General features: G+C 43.0%; 12 protein-coding genes. All 12 read left to right on the top strand.

Annotation, left to right across the window (positions count from 1 at the left end):
- Positions 1 to 10 precede the first annotated feature (10 nt).
- The 12 genes from DBT_RS09445 to DBT_RS09390 all read left to right on the top strand — a co-directional run bounded on the left by DBT_RS09445 (position 11) and on the right by DBT_RS09390 (position 17,295).
- Positions 11 to 3,625, top strand: coding sequence for a carboxypeptidase regulatory-like domain-containing protein (locus DBT_RS09445; protein WP_067619710.1), 3,615 nt, complete (start codon positions 11 to 13; stop codon positions 3,623 to 3,625).
- A 24-nt stretch (positions 3,626 to 3,649) separates the two neighbouring features.
- Positions 3,650 to 4,660: a hypothetical protein gene (locus DBT_RS09440; protein WP_067619708.1), complete on the top strand. Its 1,011-nt coding sequence runs from the start codon at positions 3,650 to 3,652 to the stop codon at positions 4,658 to 4,660.
- A 10-nt stretch (positions 4,661 to 4,670) separates the two neighbouring features.
- Entirely contained in the window at positions 4,671 to 7,568 is a 2,898-nt protein-coding gene (locus tag DBT_RS09435; protein WP_067619706.1) for a choice-of-anchor D domain-containing protein, read from the top strand.
- Positions 7,569 to 7,651: 83 nt separating this feature from the next.
- A complete protein-coding gene (locus DBT_RS09430; RefSeq protein WP_067619704.1) occupies positions 7,652 to 8,527 on the top strand; it encodes a hypothetical protein in 876 nt (291 codons plus the stop codon).
- 57 nt (positions 8,528 to 8,584) lie between these two features.
- Positions 8,585 to 9,643 carry a hypothetical protein gene (locus tag DBT_RS09425; RefSeq protein ID WP_141674273.1) on the top strand — a complete coding sequence of 353 codons (1,059 nt, stop codon included), beginning with the start codon at positions 8,585 to 8,587 and terminating at the stop codon, positions 9,641 to 9,643.
- The gene (locus DBT_RS09420) at positions 9,633 to 12,527 is read left to right on the top strand and encodes an SLBB domain-containing protein (protein WP_067619699.1); all 2,895 of its coding nucleotides are present in this window, start codon (positions 9,633 to 9,635) and stop codon (positions 12,525 to 12,527) included. Before DBT_RS09425 ends, DBT_RS09420 begins: the two co-directional genes overlap by 11 nt.
- 31 nt (positions 12,528 to 12,558) lie before the next feature.
- Positions 12,559 to 12,921, top strand: coding sequence for a four helix bundle protein (locus DBT_RS09415; RefSeq protein WP_067619697.1), 363 nt, complete (start codon positions 12,559 to 12,561; stop codon positions 12,919 to 12,921).
- Positions 12,918 to 13,103: a four helix bundle protein gene (locus DBT_RS12910; RefSeq protein ID WP_067619694.1), complete on the top strand. Its 186-nt coding sequence runs from the start codon at positions 12,918 to 12,920 to the stop codon at positions 13,101 to 13,103. The genes DBT_RS09415 and DBT_RS12910 overlap by 4 nt, the downstream gene beginning before the upstream one ends.
- Positions 13,100 to 13,285, top strand: coding sequence for a four helix bundle protein (locus DBT_RS12905; RefSeq protein WP_067619691.1), 186 nt, complete (start codon positions 13,100 to 13,102; stop codon positions 13,283 to 13,285). The genes DBT_RS12910 and DBT_RS12905 overlap by 4 nt, the downstream gene beginning before the upstream one ends.
- A gap of 189 nt (positions 13,286 to 13,474) precedes the next feature.
- Positions 13,475 to 14,404, top strand: a complete 930-nt coding sequence (locus DBT_RS09400) for a Wzz/FepE/Etk N-terminal domain-containing protein (protein ID WP_067619688.1) — start codon at positions 13,475 to 13,477, stop codon at positions 14,402 to 14,404.
- A gap of 628 nt (positions 14,405 to 15,032) precedes the next feature.
- Positions 15,033 to 16,124, top strand: a complete 1,092-nt coding sequence (locus DBT_RS09395; protein ID WP_067619685.1) for an SDR family NAD(P)-dependent oxidoreductase — start codon at positions 15,033 to 15,035, stop codon at positions 16,122 to 16,124.
- 22 nt (positions 16,125 to 16,146) lie between these two features.
- The gene (locus tag DBT_RS09390) at positions 16,147 to 17,295 is read left to right on the top strand and encodes an NAD-dependent epimerase/dehydratase family protein (protein WP_067619683.1); all 1,149 of its coding nucleotides are present in this window, start codon (positions 16,147 to 16,149) and stop codon (positions 17,293 to 17,295) included.
- The last annotated feature ends 28 nt before the right edge of the window (positions 17,296 to 17,323 follow it).

Here is a 17,323-nt window from a genome sequence, read left to right as displayed (position 1 = left end):
GGGGGGGAATATGAAATATTTTAAGACAATAACAGTAGGTTGGTTAAAGTTATTTGTCGTGCTAATGGCCTTGACCTCATCCATTGCTGAGGCCAGTACATATATTCGTGGGATGGTAACAGATGCACAGGGTATACCTCTCCAGGGCGTTTTGGTAAATGCTTATGATGCGCAGACAATGAATCTGACAGCCGGGGTATACACCGACAATGATGGAGTTTTCCAGATAGACAGGACCTTGGATGGGGGAACACTTCCTTTTGGTGAATATAAGATTCAAGCTATTCCCAATGAAGATTATAAACCCAAGTGGTATGACAACATATTGAATTTGACTGAGACTGTGCCCTTCATAGAAGAAGTTACTATTGTAGTGCAGGCCAAAAGTCCGCTTGGAACAATCAATGGAACCATTACTGATAAGGTGTCTGGTGCTGTAGTCCCCTCTGCATTCATTTATATAGATGCACTTAATAGGTCTACTCAGAGTGATCAGAATGGCCAGTTTTCATTTGTAGTTCCCGTTGGAACCTATGCTGTAAGGGTAACCAAGGAAGGATATCATGAAAAGACGTTGTCATCTATAATAGTAACAGAAGGGCAAACTAATACCCTTGCGATTCAGTTGGAAAAAATCCGGCCAGGAAGTGTTAGTGGAACAGTAATCGATACCAATAATAATCCCATAGATGGTGTAAGGGCCTTTTTAAAAGGGACCGCGTATGAAACTGTCACAGACACAGGCGGCCATTACAGCCTGCTAAATATCCCCCCTGGCGATTACACTCTTCGATTCGAGGCACCCAATTACAATCCTGCCGAGGTAAGCGTATCAATACCGGAGGATGGAACCACGGTTCATGACCAAGTACTAGAACTTATATTGAATCCTGGAATCTTAGAGGGCTATGTAAAAGACTCTGTCACTAATGCCACTATAAGTGGGGCTTATATATCACTGAAAAATACTACCTGCGAAGCGCAATCTGGGCCTGACGGATCATTTCGTATTCAATGTGAACCTGGTGAGCATACAGTAAGGATTGAGAAAGAAAGATATAGGGCAACTGAAGAGACAATTTCAATTCCCAATGGGGGAACCCTAAGAAAAGATTTTAAAATTAGTCCATTTGCGCGGTTGACTGGTAGTGTAAAAGATTCTGTTTTAGGTCTGGCTATATTAGGTGCAAATGTCAGGGCATGTGGATTCCAGACCCTGACGGATCAAAATGGACTCTATGAGCTGTATATTCCAGCTGGAAACTGCACTGTTGAAGCCTCAAAATATGGTTATAAGACTGCTCAAAACACAGTTAGTATAAGTTGGGGAGATGATCGGCAAATTGACTTTCAGTTAGAACCTTCAGCCACTATAAGGGGTCTTATAACTGATTCCATTACAGGCGATCCACTAAGTGGGGCAATCATAAAAGCAGGCCCCTATAGTGCGCAGTCCGGCATCGATGGAAAGTATGCCTTTAAGGTCCTGCCAGGTGATTATTCTGTAAATGCAACACGTTATCCCTGTTATCAGTCATCAAATACGACGATTTCAATAATAGAAAACCAAAGTGCCACACTAAATTTCAAGTTGGATCCTGCTGGTGAAATCTCAGGAACATTAAAAAATGCTACAGGCAACGTGACAATTGGAGTCTGGGATTCTGATAGTTTGGCATTGGTTCGCTCAGAAGATCGAAACCTTGATCCATCTAATCCCCAGGATGTTCCCTTTAATTTTAAATTGCCTTGTGGAACTTATTTCCTCGCCGCTCTAAAAGATGGCCAGATATTGTGGTGGGAAGATAACACCACTGGTGAACGTGAAATTACTGTAGATGAATCTGCATTGATTCATAGGGATTTGGTGCTGAGTTTTCCCCAAAAAGATACCTTTGGGAAGATCACAGGGACTGTAAGCAACATTCCACCAGGTCTCGCATATTCAGAGGTCTGGGCCTATTCTGATCTCACAGGGGGGTTTGGTACAGGTGCAATAGCAGATAATGGCACTTACAGCATCACTGAATTGATTCCTGCAGATGATTATTTAGTGGTCATCTTTTTGGGTAACGACAATACTCCTGTATTTTATAATGGTGTGAATTTTGCTTTAGATCCAGAACAGGCGACCTTGGTCAGTGTTGAAGCGGGAAATGTAACATCTAACATAGATTTCGATCTTAAATCGTTTCTCCATTACTCTTTGACAGTAAGAATTCTTTCAGGGCTTAAGGAAGGTGAATTATACAGAATAAGGGCCCTTAGTGACGAGGTTGATAAGGTCATAACATTTATTCCAAATAATGAAGATGTCCAAAATGGAATTTCAAAGACGCTCAGGCTTCCTCAGGGTAGGTATTTAATATCGGTAGAGGGACCAGAGGGAGTATATTATTACGCAGGTAATGACACTGATGGTATTAGAAGCCCTAATGATGCAATTTACGTTGAAATTACCAATGCAGATGAATCTATTAGTTTAAAGTATCCTGTTCCCCTTGTTTTCAGTATCTGCGGCAGCATCGCCGGCCTTGCCCCTCTTGGGGAATCTGAAATTCTAGCCACTGCCTGGAGTAATAATAGTGGTTTTCAAAAGAGTATAAGCCTTAATCCAGGGGATAATGATACAATCAGTTATTGTATCTCTGGGCTTCCAGCAAATCCTGATTACAAATTGGGATTATATCTCAAGAACAGAGATTTACATGTATACTGGAAAGCGAACTCGATTGTGTTCAAGCCAGAAAATGCAGACTTAATTGATCTAAGTTCAAATAATGCAACTAATATAGATTTTTCTCTATCGTCATTAATAATGGGCGAACTTTACGGAACGATAACTGGCCTTGAACCAGGTGAACGAATCAGTCTAATAGTCTCTAATTCTACTAATAGAAAAATAGTCGTGACTCGTGCCAATTTAAATGGTATCGCTTTATACAGACTAAAGATGCCAACAGGGACATATACATTAGTTTGCTGGCCACGCCGACACAAGCCTCAGAAACGAGATGGCATATTTATAGCAGAAGGCGGAAAAAACAGGATTGATTTTAGTTATACTCCTATTTATGAGGCGGATCTAAGTGTTCTTATCAAGGGAATCGATAGGTCCTATCGGGTTGTACTCGCCTTCGCTGGCGAAGAATATTATGACAAGGCAGTTACAAAAGTGAATGAAACAGAAGCCAACGCGACTGTGGCTCATGTCTTTAAAGCTCCTTCAGGAAACTATACTGCCTTTTATGCAATATATCATGGTGATGATTTGGTGGCTTATGATGATACAAATGTAACCATAGCAGGAGCGAATATCGTAAAGCAAATTGGTGTAGTAGACCTGTCTGGAATAATATCTATTTCAGCAAACGTCACAGGCATTTCACCAGATGCTGGGTGGGTAGATATCTTAATTCTTGATTCAGCAGGACAGTATTATTCTGGAGCTGGGGGGGCACCCGATGACAATCACCAGTTGGCTCATGATTTTCAGTTACCTAGTGGCACCTACCAGCTAAAAGCCGTTCAATGGGACGCCAATATGACTGTTATTGGATCACTATGTGAGTTTAATGGGACAGTTACAAATTCTGGTACCTATAAAATTGATTGCAGTAAATAGGTAAAGCCATGGGGGGAGGGAATCATGGTATTAAACAATCTTAAATGGGGATTAATAATTTCAGTCTTAAATATATTTTTGTTTTTATCAGAGCCGATGGCGATAGCAGGAGATTCTGTAATCAATCTAAAATCGATTACTCATAGTGAGGGAGAACGTTCTAATGTTAATGAGATTACTGTAACGTGGGATGGATCTAATGTGACCAACCTTGATGGTTACGCTATATTATGGGATAATGACCAAAATTCTATTCCATCAAGTAATAATAAACTTCCTAAAACAGTTACCCAGACCTCCAGTGGAGCACTGCCTGATGGGACTTGGTACTTTCATATTCGCCCAATATTGAGCGCTCCTCCCTTATTAGGCCAGGTCTCAACTATAGGACCTTTTATTATTGTTACAACCCCAGTCGTAGACAGTTGGACACCTGCTACCCCAAAACCTGGTGATAGTGTGACATTGTCTGGTTTTAATCTTAAAGAGGGTATTCAAATCGAAATTTACGCAGATTCTGAAATGACAGACCTTAGAGCTACGGTAAGTAATATTTTTGTTATTAGTGGAGATGAAACACATGCCTCATTTACAGTTCCTCAGAATTTATCTCCTGGTACATACTACTTAAGTTTACAGAATTCTGATGGTAAGAAAGGAATAGTGGGAAATTTTAAGATAATTACTAACAGGGTACTTGATGTAGATGGCGATGGCAAAACAGATGCGCTTACTGATGGATTATTGATATTAAGATATTTATTTGGATTTAGAGGCCAAGCCTTAATTTCTCAAGCGGTGTCTCAACTAGCCACTAGAACATCATCAAGTGATATTGAGACCTTTTTATTAAATTATAGTCAAATGTTAGACATAGATGGTAATGGCAAAATAGATGCGCTTACTGATGGATTATTGATATTAAGATATTTATTTGGATTTAGAGGTAATGCCTTGTGCGATAGAGCAATAGCTGTTGATGCCATAAGAAGTCAATCAATAGATATTGAAAATTATATAAAATCCATATATTAGGAGGCCCTTTATGGAAAAGTTACGACTACCGATTTTCGTAATAGCAAGTTTCTTTCTTCTTTTCAGTGTAATGAACCCTAATAGAGCCGAGGCCGCAAGCCAGGAAGTATCTGTAAATGTGACAAATGTGGAAGTGGCTCCGGGAGGAAACTTTACATTAAGTTTTAGTTATGACGTCTCGGACCATCAATCTAATCTTACTGGTATAGGATTAGCAGTTTATTTCGATTCTAGTATCTTAGAATTTAAAGGATTCATCGATGAATTTGCCACAAATTTACTCCAAAAGGATACGGTTGCCCAAGCGGATGATGGAAATGGAGACGGTTTAAGTCAGACTGACAAAAAAGTATCAATTGCATGGACTGATTTGGCAGGTAATTGGCCTGGGACATTACCAGTTAATCCTTTATTTAAAATTAAATTTGGGGTCAAGTCATCAATTAATACACCGATTACCTCGGTAATTAACGTGGGTTCAACATCGACAACTACCGGGTATGATTTTCAAGGACCTGGGCCAATAAACATATCGGTTATTTTACCAGGAATAAATATTACTCCATCAAGCTATGATTTCGGTACAGTGGTAGTTGGAAACTCTAAGACTCAGTCCTTTACCATAACCAATACTGGGAATGCCGATTTACAAATTGACCAGATTCGCATAGACCCCCCAAATTCTACAGACTTCGCAATCCAAGTGGACAACTGTTCTAATAAGACAATTGCGCCATCTAATAATTGCACAGTTGACGTACTTTTTAATCCACAGTCTGTTGGCCTAAAAATTGCGGACATGAACATCCCCAATAATGCTGGGAATGCTACTATTCCATTAGATGGCACTGGCGCAGCCTTTGGAACTGTTAATAGTTCAGTTTCTATCTCTGGTGTGCCATATGCTGTTGCCTCCAATGGAACCATAAACGATCTAAATCCAATAACTGTATCAGAAAATAATTTGTCTCTGACCATTTCTGTGAACAGTACACAAATTCCTGAGGGCTACAATGAAACAAAATCTATTGGTGTTGTCATAGTAGATGATTCCACACTGGTAGACTGGAATAGTCCCGATAAAAATGAAGGAGATTTGTCAGGACAGAGTATCCGTTATTTGAAGGCCATTCTTGATAAGGTTGTGGTGAAGAAAGAAAATGGAGAGGTCTCAGTAACTATTCCTAGCGGTGCTCTCGTATACTACAAAGCAAGGACTGCTGGCGGGACCTGGATAACAGGAAGCATTAAAAATGAGGTACAAAATGGCCCAGTAACCACACAGGCCGGTACTGTGACATTTGATCCAGCTAATTTGATACAGAAGGTCCGTAATGCATTACAAAATCGGAATATTGATTTTTGTGATGTGCCTGGCCAGGATGTGCTTTTGAGCGGTACATATAGGTTCTGGCTCCTTACAGATATACCCTTAGCCTATTATGAAAATGGTACAGCAGCATCATTTGGAAGTACCGGTTCACTGACAAATGTTTTCGGTCAAAGCCTACTTAATGTTACTATGCTCTATGGAAAGGTGAATCTGACAGCAGATGCCATAACGAATCTTTTCTGCGAGCAGGCACCGGCTCCAACTCCTTCACCAGCCCCATCACCGGCTCCTGCACCCTCACCACAACCGCAACCAGAACCAGAACCGCAACCAGAACCTCAACCACAACCATCAGATCCTGGGGAAAGTGCTGGACAGCAGGTGAAGGATTTGATCCAGCAGGGCGCAACTCCAGACCAAATCGTCCAGAGTGTTACCCAGATGGCCTCCAACGTGGCCGATGAAATGGCATCAGGCCAAGTACAACCCCATGAAGCAGCAGAAACCGTAGATAACGCAATCGCTGCGGCCTTGGAGCACGGAGCTGATATGGATCTGGTGGGGCAGATGGTCCAAGAGGCTTCAATGCAGCAGATAGTTCAGCAAGCAGGAGGCCTCGATCTCACAGACGAATTATCCACCCCAGTGGAAGTAGCAGGACACAGCTTTAACGTAGTGAACCCAGCCGCTATTGACAATGTGGTGCAAGAAGGGCTTACACAGGGGCTTTCAAATATAGGCTCCATTCAGACACAAGCCAATCCCGACACAGGGCAGCTCTTCATGCAAATCCAAACAAGTGCTGGCGACCAGGTAAGTGCACCAGTTGTGGCAACACATGTGGAGGTGGTTGCAAATCCACCAGCAACTCCGCAGGTTACACCTGTCAATGGAGGAGTGGCTATGAGAGTGGTAATGCCCAATGGCGTGGCAGTTACCATGGTCCCGACTGTGGCAGACCCTGAGGGCCTGATCAATCTCTTGATAGGTGGGGGTGGTTTTGCATCGGTTGGCCAAGGCTTTGCCAATTTGTTTGCAGCCTATGACTTTGCCTCTGCAACCATAAATGCCGACACTGGTAGCCTTACCATCGTTGACAAGGCTGGTAATACCTATATAGGCGGTTTTGGATGGACTGCAGGCCAGGCAGCAAACAGCACAAAGGTAAAAGATTTTACCCTTGTCGGAGATGATCCGGCCACCCGTGAATTCCGTGTACAAATCCTCTACACCGATGGATCCAGACAGGATTTACCACCTATGATGGCCGCAGTTACAAGGGTATTCAGTGCGCTGGATGCCGAAGTGAACAAAGGTACACTAAAATCCTACAATCTCGACAGATTCACTGGTGTAATCACCCTTGAGTATGCCGATGGAACTGTTCAGGACTGGAAACCTGATTATAAAGTTGAAAAGTTCCAGGGCCTTGGAGACACTATCTGGTTCAATTCGCATAAGGACACTCAAACTGGACTTGCAGTTGAAGTGGATGATTACAATGGTGATGGCTTGATGGATGCAAAAATATGGAGTCAGGAAGGAAAACAGGTGCTATACCGTATAAGCCGGTAAATATATAATCTAGTCAGCATAAAGCCGCCTTTTCACGAAGTTGGGAAGGCGGCTTTTTTAAGGCATATTATAAGAGAGCAAAAATGAAAAATATCATTAATCTTTTTGTAATAATGATCTGTTGTTTCATCCCTTCTATTTCAGAAGGGGCACCAATACTGGATGTCAACCAACACACCTTTTCAAAGGGAAAAGAGGCCATTTTTTCCATTGGTAATAAGGATTCATTCTCTGAACCAGTAGATATTTATATAGCATTTAAAGTACCAGGGGATGATGCCCTATATTTTTGGCCATCAGGTTCCACCAATCCAGAGCCGTGCCTCACTGATTGGCTACCCCAGTCAGTGCCGTTGACACCGTTTTTATCCTACACTTTTACTGGAAATGAGCCTGAGGGTGAGTATAGGCTTTACTCTGCTTTTCTTAGGGCAGGTTCGATTTCTCCAGATGATATCATTGGGAATGTAGCAGAGATCAGCTTTGATTATAAAAAAGGACCAGTATTGAACGTGATTCCGTATAACGGGCAGAGCTTTTCCAATATATCTCCGGTATTCAGCATTAGTTTTATTTCCCCTGTTGACCTGGAGTCAATTAAATGGAATAGTTCTATAGTAATCGAGAGTCTTGTTTCTGGAAAACAGGCCACTACCTATAGCGAAAACGGAGCCCTGTGGGTACGGCTCTACATACCTGATACGGATGGAAGTGGGGAGATGTGGATAATGCATAAAGTTTCAAAGAATGAAGAAGCCCTCGTTACACTTGAAACGGATGGTGGCGGCTCCACCCTTACTTTGCCTATTCATCCAGTTCAAATCGAGGGCCAGACTTTTACCCTCCATCATGGTGGCCATTACCGCTTTACAATAAATTTCTTGGACGGCGCAAGGCTCCTTGACGGAACATCTCTTGCGGGAATCACCCTGGGACCAATTGAGTTCAGGATCGAGTGAGAAATGGTTTGCTGTAATCGGTTGGTAAAATATCTGCTTTTTAGCCTGATCCTCCTGATGATTGGCTCACACACCAACCCGACTTGTGCCGCAACCTATCCAGGCTGGCTCGTTCAGGATACCCCCATGGCCTTCACCCTCAATCAGGGGGAAGGGGAGCTCACGGCACAATGGCTCCTAGTGAATAGTACCATAGACTTTTTGAATATAAGGGGGAATCTCACTGGCGGAAGCAAGCTTTTTACAGGCAATTCAGGAGACCTGAATGGTGGAAGGTTCACCTTCAATCTCGGCGTGTTACCTAGCATCATGGTATTTTACAGGGGCCAGAATCATGAAATAGTGACGGAATTCGGTGAATCTCACACCTTTGGTTCAGTAGATAGCGATCATGGCATAAACACCTGGAGCCATGAAGCGGGCTTGAGGTGGAACTTTCTAGACGTTCCCTCTCAAGGCCTGTCTTTTGCCATTGAGGGTGCATGGCTAAAGCATACGTCCAGGGATTTTTCATTCAGGTTCCTCAGGGTCGATGCCGGAGACACCATCCTTCAATTCAGTTCGCCAAAGGAAATAAGGCTTTCATCTCTCAGTGATGATGGCTGGCGAGCCCGCCTCATAGGAAGCATTCTCTTTGGAGATTCATTTTTGCTCAACTTCTGGGCAGGCTATGAAACCATTGACGCATCATCAGCCATCTCCACAACCATTTCCTACGAGCCCATAAAGAAAAACTTCGACAGGCGATACAGCATTAAGGAAGACCAGTTTCACCTTGGCATAGGCATGATCTGGCAAGTTCTGCCCAGGGTCCCAGTAGAGTTTTACTATGACTATTTACATCTTTCGAGGAGCGAACACGCTACAGGTGCCCCAAATACCTCTGCCCTTGCCCGGTATACAAATCCAGAGGGACTGACACCCGAGAGTTCCAATCACATATTTACCGGCAAAATTGGCTACTGGTTGACCCCGAACCTCAACATAAATCTCGAAGGAAAACTCATGACCAATCAATTCCTTGGCATTGTCCCCCATTACAACAACACCATTACCAGCCGTTTTTTCCATCAGCTATATGGCTATATCGGACTAGGAGTTGGATATGCGTTTTAGACCGCTGTTTCCTCTGTTTATAATCTTTCTGCTAATCTTAACCGTGAATGCAGATGCAGAAGGCCTTTCAGGCGGAATCACACCTGGTACCATCCCTCAAGCGGTAATTGAAAAGGCCAAAGCCGCAATCACTTCAGGTGCAGTTAGTCCAACTGAAGTGAAGACCTTAAAACAAAAGTTTGAAGCTGGTACCCTTACGCCTCAGGAGATCGAGCAGGGCAGGAGGATCCTTGAAGGCAGAGAAGGGGGAGCGGAAAATACTCAGAGACCAACAGCCCAAGACTCTGGCAGCAAGCCAGGCCAAAGGCAGGAGAATAAGAAAAAAAAGCATAAAGATGAGGAATATAATGACGGAGATCTCACCTGGCAGCCCTCCAGAATGCCACCAGACATGGCAACTCTTCTTGCCATGGAGCCCCAGGAAAAACCGCTGCCAAGGCTACCATATTTTGGCTATGATCTCTTTAGAAACCCTCCATCCACCTTTGCTCCCATAACCAATGTGCCTGTGCCTGGAGACTATCCCCTTGGGCCAGGAGATGAAATTGTGGTGTTTCTATGGGGGAGACTCGACGAGACCATGCACCTTGTGGTGGACAGAGATGGCATGCTGAATGTGCCACACGTTGGCCCTATTCCAGTGCTTGGGCTCAACTTTGACGACGCGCGTAAGGTGGTTCAGCAAAAGCTCGAGGCCATTACAGGAGTAAATGCAAGGGTCTCCATGGGCAGACTCAGGTCCATAAGGGTGTTTGTGCTTGGAGAGGTGGCAAACCCAGGACTTTACACTGTAAGCGCCCTTTCAACCCTTACCAATGCCCTCCTTGCCTCTGGTGGCCCAACCAAGTTGGGAACGCTTCGGCGAGTAGAACTAAAACGAAAGGGTAAGGTGGTATCCACAGTAGATTTTTATGAACTACTCCTAAAGGGAAAGATCTCAGGAGACAAAAAACTCCTTCCAGGAGACGTCATATTTGTGCCGGGAAGTGGGCCAAGGGTCTCAGTCTACGGCAACGTCAGAAGGCCAGCGGTTTACGAACTTTCCGATAAAAAAGACCTTGGAACGGTCTTTGACCTGGCTGGTGGCATTCGCCCCACTGCCTATGTCCAGCGCATACAGGTAGAGCGGCTCTACAAACACGAAATGCAGATAGTCCTGGACCTAAAGGAGAGTGACTGGGCAAAATACCGTGATTTTCCCCTGGAAGACGGCGATGTAATAAAGGTCTTTTCCATCGTTCCCACCAGTGTAAATGCCGTATTTTTGTTCGGAAACGTAGTCCGGCCTGGCAAGTATGCCTGGCATGAGGGCATGAAGCTAAGTGAGCTCATTCCAAACAAAGAGGCCCTGGCCATTGATGCAGCATTGGATTATGGCCTCATAAAGCGGTATCACCAGGATACAATGACCACTGAACTCATCCCCTTCAGGCCATCTGGCCTTCTGAGCGGAAACAGTGCTGATGATCTTACCCTCGAACCCCTGGATGAGATCTACATCTTCAACAGGTGGTATTTTGAGGACCCTCCATGGGTCACGGTCCAGGGCGAGGTGAGAAAGCCCGGTACATACAGGGTGGACGATACTACGAGGCTCAAAGATGTAATCCATCTTGCAGGCGGGCCTACAAGGGATGCCTATCTCCACCTTGCACACATTTACCGTATTGACAAAAAGACTCACAAAAGACGTGTGCTTTTCGTTGACCTTGAAAAGGCCCTCAAGGGAGATGAAAAGGAGAATTTGATCCTGGAGCCCAGGGACAGGGTGGTGGTGCACAGTGTTCAAGAGATGGTCCCGCTTCAGTCAGTATCCATTTCAGGGGAAGTAAACAGGCCTGGGACCTATCCCTATGCAGCCAATATGACGCTTAGAGACCTCCTGTTGGTTGCAGGCAATGTGAAAGAGACCGCGTATCTCGAGCAGGGTGAGATTATGAGGTTTGTGGTCACCCCTGGCCAGGATGTAAAGACAGAGCTTGTGACTTTTAATGTCAGAGAGGCACTTAGCGGCAAAAAAGAGGCCAATCTCAGGCTCAATCCTTATGATGCGGTATTTATCAAGCGGATTCCAGAGTGGCGCGAGACATGGCGGGTCTCGGTTCAGGGTGAAGTCAATTTCCCTGGCACCTACAGCATTACAAAGGGTGAGCGCCTGAGCATGCTTCTTGAACGCTGTGGCGGGTTCACAGAAGAGGCATATCCCAGGGGAATTATCTTTACCAGAGAATCCGTAAGAAAGCTTCAGGAAAAGCGGCTCCGCGAGCTCACCGAAAGGATGCAGGCAGAGATCGCAAGGCTATCAAGTGAGGAGATGCAGAGCTCTCTTTCGAAAGACGAGGCAGAACAGGCAAGATTTACCATATCATCATTGAATATGCTCGTAAGCAAGCTTTCACAGGCAAAGCCAAACGGAAGAATCGTTATAAAGATTAGGGATATTGAAAGCCTCAAAGGAACGACACAGGATCTCATCCTTGAAGACGGCGACACCTTGATAGTCCCAAGGAGGCCACAGACTGTTACCGTAATAGGCCAGGTATACAATCCAAACGCAATGCTCTTCGATCCTGAACATCCAGAAGCGGGTTATTACTTAAGCCTTGCTGGCGGTCTTACCAACCGTGCAGACAAAAAAGAACTCTACATCGTTCGAGCAGACGGCACGGTGGAAAGTACAAAGGCCAGGAAGTTCTTTGCCTGGAATAGAGACAGTTTCCGTTTCAGTTTTGGTAGGGGCATTGAGCATGTGAAGCTCATGCCCGGAGACACCATTATTGTCCCTGAGCGGTTGAAGTATCCGAGTTATATGAAGAATCTCAAAGATATAACAGAGATGTTGTATCATATGGCAATTGCGGTTGGTGTTTTGAAGCGACTCTAAGTGTTAGGGAGAAGGTAGAAGGGAGAAGTAGATGGCGGATAGTTACAAAGATTTAGTTATATGGCAAAAGGGTATGGAATTGGTAAAAGATGTGTATAAGTTGATTTCTATTTTCCCAAAAGAGGAAGTTTATGGTTTGTCCTCACAAATAAAAAGAAGTGTAATTTCAATTCCAAGTAATATCGCTGAAGGAAGGGGCCGAAATAGTTCTAAAGAATTCACAAGATTTTTGCAGATATCAATTGGTTCTTTATTCGAATTGGAAACCCAACTAGAAATCGCAAAAAATTTGGGTTTTATTGAACCTCGAGAGTATGAATCAATTTACGTAAAATGTTTAGAGCTAGAAAAGATGATAAGTAGCTTAATTAATAAATTAGGGAGGGTCAAATGAAAGCTTCTCCCTTCTGCCTTCTACCTTCTCCCTATTCCAAATTTGAATTGGAAACTCAACTAGAAATAGCCAAAAACTTAGGTTTTATTGAACCGCGAGAGTATGAGTCAATTTATGTAAAATGTTTGGAGCTAGAAAAGATGATAAGTAGCTTAATTAATAAATTAGGGAGGGTCAAATGAAAGCTTCTACCTTCTCCCTTCTACCTTCTTCCTATTCCAAATTCGAGTTGGAAACTCAACTAGAAATCGCCAAAAATTTAGGTTTTATTGAACCTCGAGAGTATGAATCAATTTACCTAAAATGTTTAGAGCTAGAAAAGATGATAAGTAGCTTAATTAATAAATTAGGGAGGGTCAAATGAAAGCTTCTCCCTTCTGCCTTCTCCCTTCTCCCTATTCCAAATTTGAGTTGGAAACCCAACTAGAAATAGCCAAAAACTTAGGTTTTATTGAACCGCGAGAGTATGAGTCAATTTATGTAAAATGTTTAGAGCTTGCTTCTACCTTCTACCTTCTACCTTCTACCTAAAACTAACTACAGAGAGCCAAGGATGGAGAAAGAAAAGCAGAACAAAAACGTAGAGCCTCAGCCAGTTTATCTGGCGCCTTTTCCTCCCCAGGCATTTGAAGAGGATGAAATAGACCTAATAGAGCTCTTCAAGGTCCTGTTGAAACGAAAGTATATAATCTTCTCCTTTACCATATTTGCAGCAGTGCTTTCAGTGATCATAACTCTCCTCATGCCAAATATTTATCAATCAGATGCGGTGATTATCCCCAGAGGAGAATCCAAAGGACCAAATTTAGGAGCGCTGGGTGGTATAGGCGGCATGGTTGCCTCAGAACTTGGTATTGGAGGAGGCGGCTCTATTGAGGAGATGCAGTCCATATTAAAGAGCAAAAGATTGATTATGGGCCTCATAAAGGAAAAGAATCTCCTCCCAAGGCTATTCCCAGACGGCTGGGATGAAAAGATAAAACAATGGAAAGATCCTGAAAAGGCCCCAACCTTACAGGATGGATATAACGCTATAATTGGCATTTTGCATCTCAACTATGACAAAAAGCTTGGAACCCTTAAAGTAGCAATTCAACATGAAGACCCCGTATTTGCCAAACAACTTGTAGAATGGTTGATTCAAGAGCTGAGTGAAACCCTTAGGCAGCGAACCCTGGATGACTCCAGAGAAAATATCAAATTTTTTCAAAAAGAAATTAAGAAGACCAGTGATCCACTATTAAAAGAGAAACTTTATGCCTCTCTCGCCAAAGAAATAGAGCGGCGGACCTTTGCAATGGCACAAAAGTATTATGGGTTCCAGGTACTGGATCCTCCAATAGTCCCTGATAAGAATAAAAAAGTTAAGCCCAAAAGGGCAATGATATGCACAGTAAGTACAATATCAGCATTTTTTATCAGTATATTTTTTGTATTTTTTCTTGAATACATAGAAAATGCCAGGGCGAAATTAAAGGAATAGGCCAAATTATGTAAGCGTGTTGCAAGTAATTTGAGTATTTGAGATAGGCTATTTCATGTTCGGTTGGTGCCTTAGTATAAAAGAAACTGTGAAATTTTATGCATAAATTGCTAGCTTGGCATTGTAATTTATAAGCATTGGAAAAGAGTGGTAAAATTTATTGGGTTTTATCTTGACGATTTTTAAAAGACCTAGAATATATTTTATGGACTAAGCTGTAACCAGAAGTGGTTGTTGTAATGGGAAGAGGTGGGGCTATCTTCGTTGAGGTGGGTAATCCATAAGAGATACATTGCTCGAATAAGGAATTGAAAAACAAAGATGGCAATTCCGTGTTGCCATTTTTGTGTGTTGTAGTTTGTAACAATTTTAGTGCTTAAATAGCTTTGTACAGGTGAATTATAGGTAGTTTTCACCTGAATGGCGGTAGTCTATCATAATGTAATCCAAATTTTAAAAATAAATTCTTTGGCCTTTATATTTTTCTTATAATTGCCAACTAAAATTTCTGAAAAAATAGTTTGTATTTATATATTTATATTAATAGTTTTAATGTCTTATAGTTCTTTTTCGCATTTAATAATGTTAATATCTTCAGCTAAATGCGAGATATAAGTACCCTTTAATTATGAAAAAGGAAAAGATTGATATGATTGCAGGAAAAAGAATTTTAGTTACTGGAGCTTGTGGTACTGTAGGCTCTGAATTGGTAAGGCAATTACTCAGAGATGAACTGCAGGCTGCTGAAGTTATTGGAATAGATAATAACGAAAGTGAATTGTTTTTTCTAGAGCAGCGGTTTATCAGCAATCCAAAGGCTCGATTTTTTTTGGGAGATGTTCGGGATCGTGACAAGTTACGAAGGAAGATGCAGGGTGTGGACATTGTCTTCCACGCTGCCGCCTTTAAACATGTGATTCTCTGCGAGCGTTCACCATATGAGGCAGTGCAAACTAATATCTTGGGCGTGCAAAACATTATAGAGGCAGCATGTGAATGTGAGGTGGAAAAGGTTATTTTTACCAGTTCGGATAAGGCAGTAAATCCCACCAGTGTGATGGGCACTTCTAAATTGATGGGCGAACGCCTTATGACCGCTGCAAATAGCAATCAGACAAAAGGAGGTCCCATATTTGCCTCAACACGTTTCGGTAATGTGCTCGGTTCTAGGGGATCAGTTATTCCTATCTTTCATGAACAAATTCGTAAGGGGGGGCCTGTAACCCTCACCCATCCTGATATGACCAGATTTATTATGAGCATAGAGGAAGCTGTGCGGCTAGTTATCGATTCAGTAGCCTTAGCTAAAGGCGGCGAGGTGTTCATAACAAAAATGCCTGTTATTCGTATAAAGGATTTGGCTGAAGTTATGATTGAGGAGCTATCTCCCAAATATGGCCATCGTCCAGAAGAAATTGATATAGTAACTATTGGCACTAAACCAGGCGAAAAGATGTATGAGGAGTTAATGAGCTTAGAGGAGACCCGTCGCTCTTTGGAGCTGCCTCAATATTTTGTGGTGTTGCCCGCATTCAGATGCATTTACCGCAATATCACGTATGATTATCCTGAATTGCTAGATGAAAAAATAAAAAAGCCGTATATTTCCGCAAGCGAACCTATCTTGAGCAAGGAAGAGTTGCGTAATTTCCTAGTGCAAAATCGCTTGTTAGAGGCAAATTTAAGTAATCATCCTGACCAACGCTATTGGCCAGGTTAGAAGAAGGTAAAGGAGCAAACTGATGCGTGTCCTCATTTTAGGCGGGGATGGGTACCTTGGATGGCCCACTGCCATGCATTTGAGCGCTAGAGGTCATCAGGTGACAGTTGTCGACAACTATCTTCGTCGGCGTTTAGCCATGGAAGAAGATGTTGAGCCACTATATGAAGTCCCAAACCTCTATGAACGATGCCGTATTTGGTATACGGTTTCAGGATATAAGATAAAATCATACATTGGTGATGTAATTGACTGGAATTTTATAAATGAAGTCTTTGAAACGTTTGCACCAGAAGCAGTAATTCATTACGCCGAGCAACCGTCTGCGCCATATTCCATGATGAATCATAGGGCTGCCAGCCTGACCCTTATGAACAATCTTCAGAGTACGCTCAATGTAGCCTGGGCAGTGCATAAAAATGTTCCTGATTGCCACATCATCAAGCTTGGAACTATGGGGGAGTATGGCACACCCAATATCGACATCGAGGAAGGATGGATCGAGATTGAGCACAAGGGAAGAAAGGATCGTTTTCTCTTTCCTCGTCAGGCCAGTTCATTATATCATACCACCAAGATTCAAGACACTGACCTTTTATGGTTTTATGTTAGGACGTGGGGACTCAGAGTAACTGATCTCATGCAAGGTCCAGTATATGGGCTTTCGACTCCAGAAACAGAGTTGGATGATAGACTGGCTACTTTTTTCAATTATGATGAACTTTTTGGGACAGTTGTCAACCGGTTCATAACCCAGGCAGTGGCCGGGTATCCTCTGACCGTCTACGGCAAGGGGGGCCAGACACGTGGATATCTCAATATCCGCGACACCTTGGCCTGTGTTGAGCTTGCTATGTTGCATCCTGCTCGATCCGGGGAACTTCGAGTATTCAACCAGATCACAGAGACTTTTACGGTAAATGAATTAGCAGAAAAGGTGGCCAGAATTGGAAAGGAACGCGGGCACAATGTTGTGATCAAAAATGTTGAAAATCCTCGTGTTGAACAGGAAGAGCATTACTATAATCCTACATACACCGGCCTCAAGGATCTAGGCCTCAAACCTCATTATTTAACAGAGGAAGTACTACATGGAATGTTTGAAAAAGTGGAAAAATACGCAGGTAATATCCAGAAACACAAGATTTTTCGTGGAGTCAAATGGGGCTAAAGAATAGGACTGAGGACTGAGTACTGAG

Origin of the sequence: Dissulfuribacter thermophilus, from assembly GCF_001687335.1 — a bacterium.
GTDB lineage: Bacteria > Desulfobacterota > Dissulfuribacteria > Dissulfuribacterales > Dissulfuribacteraceae > Dissulfuribacter > Dissulfuribacter thermophilus.
The sequence above is the reverse complement of the archived record's forward strand: the minus strand, read 5'-3'. Positions and strand labels throughout refer to the sequence as shown.